Annotated in this window: 7 protein-coding genes and 1 pseudogene; 1 reads left to right on the plus strand and 7 read right to left on the minus strand. The window is 66.9% G+C overall.

What is annotated here, in order from left to right; translation table 11 throughout:
- Window positions 1–54: 54 nt before the first annotated feature.
- On the plus strand, window positions 55–819 hold the full coding sequence (locus ADT71_RS12945) for a helix-turn-helix domain-containing protein (RefSeq protein ID WP_054437391.1): 765 nt from the start codon (window positions 55–57) through the stop codon (window positions 817–819).
- 112 nt (window positions 820–931) lie between these two features.
- Here the strand turns inward: ADT71_RS12945 and ADT71_RS12950 are convergent, their stop codons facing one another.
- The 7 genes and pseudogenes from ADT71_RS12950 to ADT71_RS32125 all read right to left on the minus strand — a co-directional run.
- Window positions 932–1,660: an autotransporter outer membrane beta-barrel domain-containing protein gene (locus ADT71_RS12950; protein WP_054437393.1), complete on the minus strand. Its 729-nt coding sequence runs from the start codon at window positions 1,658–1,660 to the stop codon at window positions 932–934.
- The gene (locus tag ADT71_RS32120; protein WP_054437395.1) at window positions 1,579–2,892 is read right to left on the minus strand and encodes a hypothetical protein; all 1,314 of its coding nucleotides are present in this window, start codon (window positions 2,890–2,892) and stop codon (window positions 1,579–1,581) included. Before ADT71_RS32120 ends, ADT71_RS12950 begins: the two co-directional genes overlap by 82 nt.
- Entirely contained in the window at window positions 2,889–4,757 is a 1,869-nt protein-coding gene (locus tag ADT71_RS12960) for a hypothetical protein (RefSeq protein WP_054437396.1), read from the minus strand. Before ADT71_RS12960 ends, ADT71_RS32120 begins: the two co-directional genes overlap by 4 nt.
- Window positions 4,748–6,376, minus strand: coding sequence for a hypothetical protein (locus tag ADT71_RS12965; RefSeq protein ID WP_054437397.1), 1,629 nt, complete (start codon window positions 6,374–6,376; stop codon window positions 4,748–4,750). The genes ADT71_RS12960 and ADT71_RS12965 overlap by 10 nt, the downstream gene beginning before the upstream one ends.
- Window positions 6,377–6,389: 13 nt before the next feature.
- A complete protein-coding gene (locus ADT71_RS12970) occupies window positions 6,390–8,237 on the minus strand; it encodes an autotransporter outer membrane beta-barrel domain-containing protein (protein ID WP_054437398.1) in 1,848 nt (615 codons plus the stop codon).
- A complete protein-coding gene (locus tag ADT71_RS12975) occupies window positions 8,153–9,292 on the minus strand; it encodes a hypothetical protein (protein WP_054437400.1) in 1,140 nt (379 codons plus the stop codon). The genes ADT71_RS12970 and ADT71_RS12975 overlap by 85 nt, the downstream gene beginning before the upstream one ends.
- Window positions 9,247–10,234, minus strand: a pseudogene (locus tag ADT71_RS32125) (hypothetical protein); the annotation flags it as partial. The gene ADT71_RS12975 and the pseudogene ADT71_RS32125, both read right to left, overlap by 46 nt.

Below are 10,234 nucleotides of genomic sequence, written 5' to 3' on the forward strand. Positions count from 1 at the left end.
CTGAATGTCCCGCTTCGACATATGGGTCATTCATCTTTGATTTCAGGACAACCGATGGAACAGCGGCATCCCGACGATTACGAGGACGTCCCGAGACAGGTCGTCGGCATCGGCAATGATTATCCGCCCTCGTTCGAGCTTGCGGAACATCGCCACCGGCGCGGCCAGTTTCTTTATGCCGCCAGCGGCGTCGTCGCCGTGAGCACGCCCGAAGGCGCCTGGGTTGCGCCGCCCGAACGCGCCGTCTGGATTCCGGGAGGAACACCCCATACCGTCCGCATGGTAGGCGCGGTGCAGACCCGCAGCGTCCTTATCGACCAGACCGCCAGCGCTACGCTGGCACGGACCTGCCGGGTCGTCGGCGTTTCCCCCCTGCTCCGGCAACTCCTTGTCGCCGCTTCGGAAGTGCCGATCGAGTATGAAGAAGACGCGCGCGACGGGCTGGTCATGCAACTGCTCGTAGCAGAGATCGCTCGCGCGCCGGTCATCCCGATCGTCGTGCCGTTTCCCCGCCATGCCGCGCTCGCCCAGCGATGCCACGCCTTCCTCGAAGCTCCCCGAGCAACCGTGACGATCGATGAATGGGCCGATGCCCTGGCCATGAACCGTCGGCGCTTCACGCGCCTGTTCCGAAGGGAAACGGGCATGAGTTTTGCCGAATGGCGGCAGCAGGCCTGCCTCTCGGCCGCGCTTCCGAGGCTTGCGGCGGGCGATGCCATAACCGTGATAGCACTGGACCTCGGCTACGACACGCCGGCCAATTTCTCGACGATGTTCAAACGCGTGCTGGGCATTCCACCAAGCCGCTATCGTCAATGAAGTCCGCTTCGGAGCCGACACGCTCCGGCGCGAGGACGGGGCCAAAGAAAGAGGGCCGAAGCAATGCCCCGGCCCTCCTTTCGTGCTCAGGCCGGGACAACCGGCATCCTGCTTACCAGCGAACGGAAACGCCCGCGCGCGCGGCAATGCCACTGGTTCCCGAGCCGGTCACGCCATCTACCTTCGCGAAAGCGGACAAGCCCTGCGAGGAGCCCTGGATACCGGCTTCGAAGCGTGCGCGTCCGCCTTCCGAGGCATCCCGGAAGAGCAGATTCTCGCCGCCAGACGACAGCGTCGCCTCCGGACGGCCGTTCATCTCGCCTTCCCAGTTCGCGCCGACATAGGGCTGCAACGTCCAGCCGCCCGCCTTCGTTTCCACGCCTGCGCGCAGGCCGGCGCGGCCGTAGAAGCTCTGGACATGGTCGAACCGGGCACCAACGCCGCTCTGCGCGCCGCTGAAGCCGTCGAGGTCGGCGTCGCTCCACGAAGCGCTGGCCGAAGGTTCGAAGAACACAGCACCGCTGCGGATGTGGTAGCCGGCCTCGACTTCGACCCCATAGCTCGTGCCGTTCGTCTTCGGCGCAGCGGCACCGTTGCCGAAATCGTACTTGATCGAATAGCGATCGAGCTTGGCCAGCGCATGGGCGAAGAACCCGTCCGCACTGCGATAGCGGGCGTAGAGGCCCACGTTACCGCCATCGATCTTGATACGGTCACCGCTCGCCTTGACCTTGCCTTCCTGCGAAACATAGCCGCCGGTCACGCCAAGGCCCCAACCGGAGCCATCGCTGCCCTTGCCCCAATCGAGGCCGAACTGGCCGCCCCACCAGCTGTCGCGCATGTCGAGGTTCGGCGCGAAGCTCGTGGCCGTGCCCAGCACGTTTCCGAGTAGATCGGACGCGACCGGTTGGTCTCGCTGCCACCGAGGACCTGACCCCAGAACGAAAGGCCATCCTGCGGCGCGAAGGCGCGCATCTGTTCCGACCAGGCGTCACCCGAACGGCGCCAGTAATGACGCACCTCGGCACCCGTGCGGATGAGTTCGAAGGCTTCCGCGCTGGGAACGCCCACGAGATCGAGGTTGCCGTCGCCATCGGTCATGAGGCGGTAGTCGACGAAGCCCTTGTTGATGCTGCCGCCTTCCAGAACGAAGGCGCCATTCGCCACGGAATCCGCGTTCACCAGACGGATGCCGTCGAAGTTGAAGCGCGCTGCCGCCGTGCTGCTGAGGTCGGTAATGGACAGCGTGGTCGTTCCCGAAGCCGCACCGACCGTCAGCTGGTCGGCGGACTGGGCCGCGCTTGCCCCCACGGCAGCGATGCCGAGGTTGGCTTCGAGCACCACGCGCGAATTGCCGGAACCGACGAAGGCCGCGTCGCCAAGGTTCAGAACGTCTCCGGTATGGCCGTTGACGAGGCTGATCGTGCCGGAATTGCGGAACGTGGTGAGGCCGGTCACGTTCATGGTTGCCGCTGCCGAAGCGGCGGCATTGACCTTGAAGGTGCCGCTGTTGATCAGCGTGGCATCGCCGGTGAAGGTCGTGTCTCCGCCGTGAGCGTTCCACGTACCGCTATTGGTCAGCGTGGTGGCGGCGGTATCGAAGGTCATGTAGCCGTCGACCGTGCCGCTGTTGGTCAGCGTTGCCGCACCGCCCGAAAGCGCGACGGCATGGTTGCTGTCCGCCCTGACCGTACCTGCAAGCACGACATCCTGGCCGCCTTCGGCATCGGAAGACAGACCGAACGTTCCGCCCTGGAGCACCGCATTGCTGCCCAGCACCACATCGGCGCTGCCGCCCGTGGTGATGACGAGACCCGCGCCCGTCCCGGAGACCGTGGAACCGGCACTTGCGAGGGTCGCCGCGATATCGCCGGTGGTTGACGTCAGGCTGATCGCATCGCCGGATACGGCCGAGACCTGTCCGCTCGTCAACGTGATCGCACCGCTGTCGGAAACCGCGACGACGCCGCGCGATCCTTCGCCCGAAGCCGTGACCGTCTGCAGCACCAGGGTCTGCGCACCGCTGCCGGTCTGAACGCTGATGGCGTCCGAACCCGCGCCGCTTGTCGTCACGGCGACACTGCCGATGGAGATCGAGCCGGTGCCCGTCGCGGACGCCGCGATGCCGAGCGAATTCGCGCCCGTCGTCGAAATCGTGCCGAGGTTCGTGAGCGTGCCGGCGCGTCGATGACGGTGAAGTCCACGGCGTTCGAGTTATCGCCCTGGGTCGAAACGCCATTGGTCGTCTCATCGGCCGCCGCAAGCAGGAGGGCAGGCGCCGCGGATTGACCGAGAACGAGCGAAACCGCGCCCGACTGCGAACCCTGGACGGTAACGCCGGCGGCATCGTCGCCATCGGTGGTCACGCCGGCGATGACTGCGCCGATCGTGCCCGTTCCGTCAGCCGCCGTCTGCACGAGGCTCACGCCCTGGACACGATCGCCCGAGGCCCACACGTCGGCCAGAGTGACATCGATGGTGCCATCGGACCCGGTGCCTTCCACCGAAACGGCAACACCGGTGCCGAACTGCGTTTCCGAAGCGATCACGCCGGTTCCCACCAGTTCGATCGATCCGGCTCCCGAAAGGCTGACGCCAACGGTATCGCCAAGCCGCGAAACCGTCGACACATTGCCAACCGTGACGCTCTGGTCGCCCGACATGCCGATCGAGCGAATGGCGTGAGCGTTGTACTCGCCCGATACGGAAACGTCTCCGAGATCCTCGATCAACAGGTTCGTGCCGTTCGTGGCCCAGATGCCGCCGGCACTGGTGAGCGAACTGGAAACCGTGAGGCCTGCCGGAGCGCGCACCGTGGCCGTACCCGTGCCGTCGAACAGGTTGACGGCGTTCGCCTCGCGGGCTGCCGTTACCGTCACCGTATCGCCGAAGGTAATGGTCTGGTCCGTTCCGCCGACCGCGAGCACGCCCAGTGCCGCGCCATTGGCGCTCGTTGCCGAAACCGCACCGTTCGCCGCGAAAGTCACCGCACCGGAATCGCCGTAGAGTTCCACCGCGTTGGACTGGCCATCAGCCGAAACCGTGACCGGCCCTGCAACCTCGATCGACTGCGCGCCGGAAGCCTCGATGTAGATGCCCGTCGCCTCGCCGCCGGTCGCGGTGAGAGCGTTCGTCACGGTAAGCGCGCCGCCCAGCGAGATGTCAGCGTCGCCGTTCAGAGAGGCGGTCAGACCTTCGGCCGCGTCTCCCGCCGCCGAAACCGTCATGCCCTGAGCCAGAGATACGGTCGCATCGTTACCGGAAAGGTTGACACCATTGGCATAGTCCCGTGCCGCCACGTCGAACGCGCCGTCCACCACGAGGCTGGAACTTTCGTTCGCGTCGGCCTGCTGCACGCCATAGGCATAGCCATTCGGCGAGGAGAGCGAGAAATCGCCGCCGATCGCGATCGACTGGGTCTGCCCGCCCGACTGGATGACGCCATCCTGCAGGTTCGTGCCGGTGAAATCGCCGGCAAGTTCGAACGACACCGCGCCGGTCCCGTTGAACTGGACAAAGCCGTCACCGAAATTCGCGGCCGAAACAACCAGGTCGCCATCGAACCGGGCGCTCTGCGACGTGCCGCCGATCATGTAGCCGCCCAGAGCCGCTCCATCCGTGGCAGTGACTGCGAAATCCTCCGCCGAGGTCAGCGTGAGGGCGCCGGAGCCCTGCATCACGACACCGGCAGCCTCGCCCGATGCCTGAACCGAGAGCCCCTTCGAAAGAGCCACGGTTTCGTCCGTACCGGAACCGATGTAGATGCCGGTCAGATAGCGCCCTTCGCCCGTGCTGGTGACGCCGAAAGTGTCCTGCGCTGCGATGGAGACGCTGCCCTGCGCGCCTTCGGACCAAACGCCGCGCACATCGCCTTCGCTCGTCACCGTGAAGGCATCTTCCAGCGTGACCGCGTGGCTCGAACCGCCGCTCAGCAACACGCCGTCGCATCTCCGATGCCGCCGTCAACCGAAAGCGCACCCGAGCTGGTCAGTGCGATTGCTCCCGAACCGTCCGTGAGCCGGACGCCCGTTGCACCGTCGGAGCCGGTAACCGTAGCGCTATAGGCCAGCGAAACCGTCTGATCCGTGCCGTCTGCCAGGGCGATGCCGTGTGCATCGCCGGCCGTGTTGGTGACACGGAACCCATCGCCCACGGCAACAGTCTGCGCGCCCGTCGCGCCCGAAGTCGCGATGCCCATGGCCGTGCCACCCGCTGCGGAAACCGCAAGCGTCGCGCCGCTGCCCAGTCCCGGCACCACGGAGATGCCGACCGTGCTGCCGCCTTCCACGGAGATGCCGGTGGCACCGCCGCCCGTGCTGCTGACCGAGAGACGCGCGCCCGTGAAGTCCACCGAAACGCCGCCCGTGGCGCCGCTAAGCAGCACCCCGGCGGCCTGGCCGCCCGCGTTCACCGCAACGTCGCCGGAATAACCGATTCCGCCGACGATCGCCGGTTCGAACGAAACATCCTGCGTCGTTCCGCCGGAAACCGACACACCGGTCGCATCGCCGGTCGCTGTTACCTGCACATATTGCCCGGTGCCCGAAACGCTTACCGCACCGCTCGCATCCGTCACTTCGAAACCGGTGGCGTCAGCGCCGGAAACGCTGAAGGTGCTCCCGGCACTGGCGCGGGTTGCCGCCATGGCGACATCGCTGCGCTGGGCCGCGGACATGCCGACGGCGGCCCCACCCTGCGACGTGACAGAAAGAACGCCGGTATTCGTCAGGCTGGTGGTGCCGACAGAGCCCGTACCCACGGCCACAAGGCCCGTCGCGCTGCCCGTGCCGGACGAGACCGTCAGGTTGGCGTTGTTCGCGATTGCGAGGTTGCCGTCACTGGGGGGCGCGCCGATGCCGATGGCGTCACCGTCCGTCGCGGTCACCGTCACCTGGCTGGCGTTCGTCAGGGTGACGGTGCCTCCGCCAAGGCCCATGCCGCCGAGGCCGTAAGCGACCGATCCCGCTGCGCCCAAGGAATTCACGGTAACGATGCCCTGGTTCAGCACGTTGCCGTTCTGACCGGTTATGGCAAGGCCCGCAACTACGGGAACGGACGAACCCGACGGCTGCGTTACGGTGATCGTGCCGTCGCTGGCGTTCGTGATGGAGGCCATGCCCGTACCGCTCGCCAGGGCGGTCGCACCCAGTGCACCGGTTGTCACGCGGCCGTGATTCTCGATCACGGCATCGCCGGTTCCAAAAGTCTCTGCTTCCAGGCCGGTCCGGGAGGCATTGATCCGCGATCCGTTGCGCGCAGTGATCAGGGCATCATGATCGGCCGAACCGGAGACGCTTACGCCCGTGTCATTCGTCGTCGCATTGACCAGGACGGTCCCGTAGAGATCGACCTTGAGATCGGCAGCCGTCCCGTAAATCGACTGGTCGTAAGAGATTCCGTTCTGGAAATCGGTCGAATCCGAAATGCACGAAGCAACGTTCGGGCTGGCCGAAGTGTTCGGAACGCCGCATTCGCCGCTGGGCAGCGCCATCGCGACACCGGGTGCGATCATCACCAGAGTCAGCGCCGACGCGCCGGCCATGAGCTTGGTCTTCAAGGCAATTCTCCTGTTAGCGCAATTCTGGTGGGGCAGGTCCGCGCGGACTGCCGAAATCGAGGGGAAGCTGGAAAGAGGGTTGGTGGCCGTGAGGGACATCGGGATCACAAGTGGAACCGGATGCCCGCCAGGCGGTCAGGTCGCTGTAGCCCTTGCCGAGGTTGGCCCCGACGCTGAACTGCAGGTCCACCTTGCGCATCTGCAGGGTGGAACGCAGGTCAATCCGGCCGCTGTCGCCCACCGCTTCCGCGCCTGCGGCGGTGAAGCGGTAGTCCTGCGCCCCGGCGAAGGCCGCCGTGACCGAGCGTTCGGTGTCGAAGTCATGCACCCAGGCTGCACGCAGCGTCGTAACCAGCGCCTTGCCTTCCGGCAGGTCTATGCGGCCAGCAACATTGGCGCCGAGCAGGCTGCGCGCACGGGTCCAGTCCTTGCCGAAGAAGGCGAGACCAAGGGTCGCCGCCTCGCCATCGGCCTGGTGCTCGACATAGGCCGGCAGCGAAAGCCGGGTAACCTCGAGCGCTCCGAAGGGCTGGAACACCAGGTTGCCCTGGCCGAACTGACGCGCGACCTGCGCCCGGCCCGACCAGGCGTGCATGGTGAAGTCGCCATGCGCCTGCACATTGCCGTCGGCATAGAGCCACATGTCACGCAGGTACGTCGTATCGGCAGAACTGTGCAGCAGGTCCGCGCTGATCGTCCAGGCGCCCGGATGGAAGCCCGCATAGGCACCGAAGGTATAGACCTTCGCCTTGCCCGAGGTGCTCACGCCCGGAACCGAGAAGCTCTGCGGATCGTAGCCGAAGGTGGCGCCGATCACGCTGCGCGCGTCCGGGCGATAGTCCCATCCGCCCTGGATGACGTAACCGCTGGTACGCGTATCGTGCGCCCCATCGGTGCCGTCGAGACGCTGGCGGCCGCCCTGGATCGCCATCCAGAGGTTGCCCAGCGGTTCCTTGCGCCAGGCCGACGCAAAAGTCCCGACGCGGCTGACGATCTGGCTGTCGATGACGTCATGGTTGTTGCCGATCGCGGACAACGCCGCGCTCTGCGCCGCGGTGACGCCTTCACCGGTCAGGCTGTCGTAGACCGTGCCCAGCGCGCCGACCGTCGGGATCGAGATGATCGCGGCGGCTGTCGGTGCGAAGGCGTCGGTCGGCGTTTCCTGGATACGGTCGAGCACGTTGCCGATCACGGCCTGACGCTGGGTCAGCCCGGTCGGAGCGAACTCGATCGTGTAGCGGATCGACTGCTCGTTGATCGAAGGATAGCCGAGGCTGAAGCTCGCCACCGCCGAAGTCGGAGCGACCAGTTCGACCGCATCCTGTCCGGTGATACCGCCGGCTGCCTCCAGGATCACCGCCTCGTTCACGCCGCTCTTGGCGTAACCGAGGTTCAGCAGGTTCGTCGTCACGCGCCCGTTGAGCGCCGCAGCGCCGGAGACGACGACCTTGTCGGCCGTGTTGGTCCTGAAGTCGAGGTCGAGGTTGTACTCGCTCTGCGCCGTCAGGGTCAGGCCGCCGCTCACCGCAAGCTGCGACACGACGCCGCCACCACCCGGATTGAGGATGCCCGCGTTCACGAACGTACCCGAACCGACGTTGACCAGCGAACCGGCCAGGAAGATGCCGCCATCGACGTTGGTGAAGCTGTTGAAACCTTCGCCGAGATCGATCGAGCCGACGATGGTGCCGGAGTTGACGATCGTGTTGTTGCCGCCCTCCGCGTAGATCACCAGGCCTTCCTGCCCGTCCATCGTCTGGAGCGTGCCGGCATTGGTTACGGTGTTGTCGGCGCCGCCAAGCAGCGAGACGGCATGGCCGCCCAGACCGCCGACCACATCGACATCGCCGATGTCCAGCATGATCGCGCCGCCCCCGAGGCGCCGGTGCTCTGCGCGACAAGCGCGCTCGAACCGGCCCCCGTGGTCACGACATCGGCATTGACGGTGAGGTTCACCGCATTGCCCGCGCCGGAACCGCCGAGCACGCTCGTTTCCGAGCCTACCGCGCCGCCGCCGCCGCCGACCGACTGAACGACCACGCCATTGGCATTGGCCCCGCTGGTGCGGATCGCTGCGTCTACCGTCACGTCTACCGTACCGGCATCCACCGAACCCGCGGCCACCGACATCAGGCGTGCCATGCGCAGCGGGCTTGCCGCACCGGCATCCACCACGTCGAGCGTCTGCACCTTGCCGTCAGCGCCAACGATCGAGGCCGCACCGCCGCCGCCACCGATCGACTGCACCAGAAGTGCGGTCGAACCGGCACCGGTGGTGGTGATCGTCTTGTTGATCGCCACCGACACGTTACCGCCGTTGCCGGTTGCACCGTTCGAAGTGCCGAGCGTCAGCGTGCCATCGGCATCGGCGCCCACGGCGCTGACATAGCCGCCGCCGCCACCGATCGACTGCACGACGACACCCGCCGCACCTGCGCCCGTAGTCTGGACACGGCCATCGAGAGTGAAGTCGATGTTGCCGCCCGAGCCGCTCGCCGCGCCGCCAAGCTCCACATTCGTGACCGTGCCGGTGCCGCCGGTATTATCGAGCGTGGCAAGACCGCCGCCGCCGCCGATGGACTGCACGAGCACCGCGTTGGCGCCGGTGCCGCTGGTGACGACATCCGCCTTCTGGTCGAGCACGATGTTGCCGCCGTCACCGCCCGCACCGCCGGTCGATCCGGCTGCAAGGGTGATGTCGCCCAGCGCGCCGCCTTCCATGGAAGACAGGCTGGCCACGCCGCCGCCGCCGCCGATCGACTGGACGACCAGCGCCGAGGCGAGGTTGCCCGAAGTGCCGATGGCGCCGGTCGAGGTCGTGAAGGTCACGTCCCCGCCATTGCCCGCCGTGGTCTGCGAGCCGCCGAGGTTCAGCGAAGCGCCCGAAAGCGAACCATCGGCAAGGCCGAGCGCCATCGTGCCAAGGCCGCCGCCGCCGCCAACCGACTGTCGCGACGCAGGCCGATGGCCCCGTCGCCCTCGGTAACGATGGTCGCGCTGTTGGCGATGGTGATCGCCTCGCCCGAACCGGCGGAATCTCCGCTGCCGCCGACATTGATCGCCCAGACCGCATCGCCGCTACCCAGCACCACGTCGCCGGTGACACCCTCGGTGCCGCCGCCGCCGCCGATGGACTGCGCCGCGAAACCGACGGCGCCCGCGCCCTTGGTGTAAACCTCGTTCGCATTGGTCACGTCGATGACGTTGCCGTCACCCGCCACGCCGCCGGTGCTGCCCAGTTGCAGGGTCAGGCCGTTCGACCCGACTTCCAGTGGATCGGGCACGGAGAGCGCGACGTTACCGCCGCCCGCGCCGATGGCCTGGGCCAGCAACCCGTAAGAGAGCGCGCCTGCCGTCTGGAGCACGCCGCCCGAGAGGTTGACCACGACCTGCCCCTGCCGGCCGCTGATCCCTTCGCCCTGAGCGCCAAGGTTGAGGTTCACACCGTCGAAGGCACCCGCCTGCGCCGTGATGGCATAAGCAGACTGGCCGCCGCCGCCCGCGATGGACTGGGCGAGCACGGCGATGGAGTCGTCCGCCAGCGTCACGATGCTGCCGGTCGAGGTAACGGTAACGTCGCCGCCGTCACCGCCAGCGCCGCCGGTTGCGCCCACTTGCGTGTTCAGCGAACCGCCGGTGACCGCCAGCGAACCGGTAAAGCCACCCGCACCGCCGCCACCGCCGATCGACTGCGCCAGAATGCCGACCGAAGCCGCACCTTCCACAAGGATCGAGCCGGTATTGGTAACGGTGATGTCACCGCCGTTGCCGCCTGCACCGCCGGTGCCGCCGAGCGCGGAGGTCATGCCGCCAAGGCCCGTGCTGAGCGTGCCGGAAACGACCATGCCCGCCGTACCG

The sequence above is a fragment of the Novosphingobium sp. ST904 genome (assembly GCF_001298105.1).
Lineage (GTDB): Bacteria > Pseudomonadota > Alphaproteobacteria > Sphingomonadales > Sphingomonadaceae > Novosphingobium.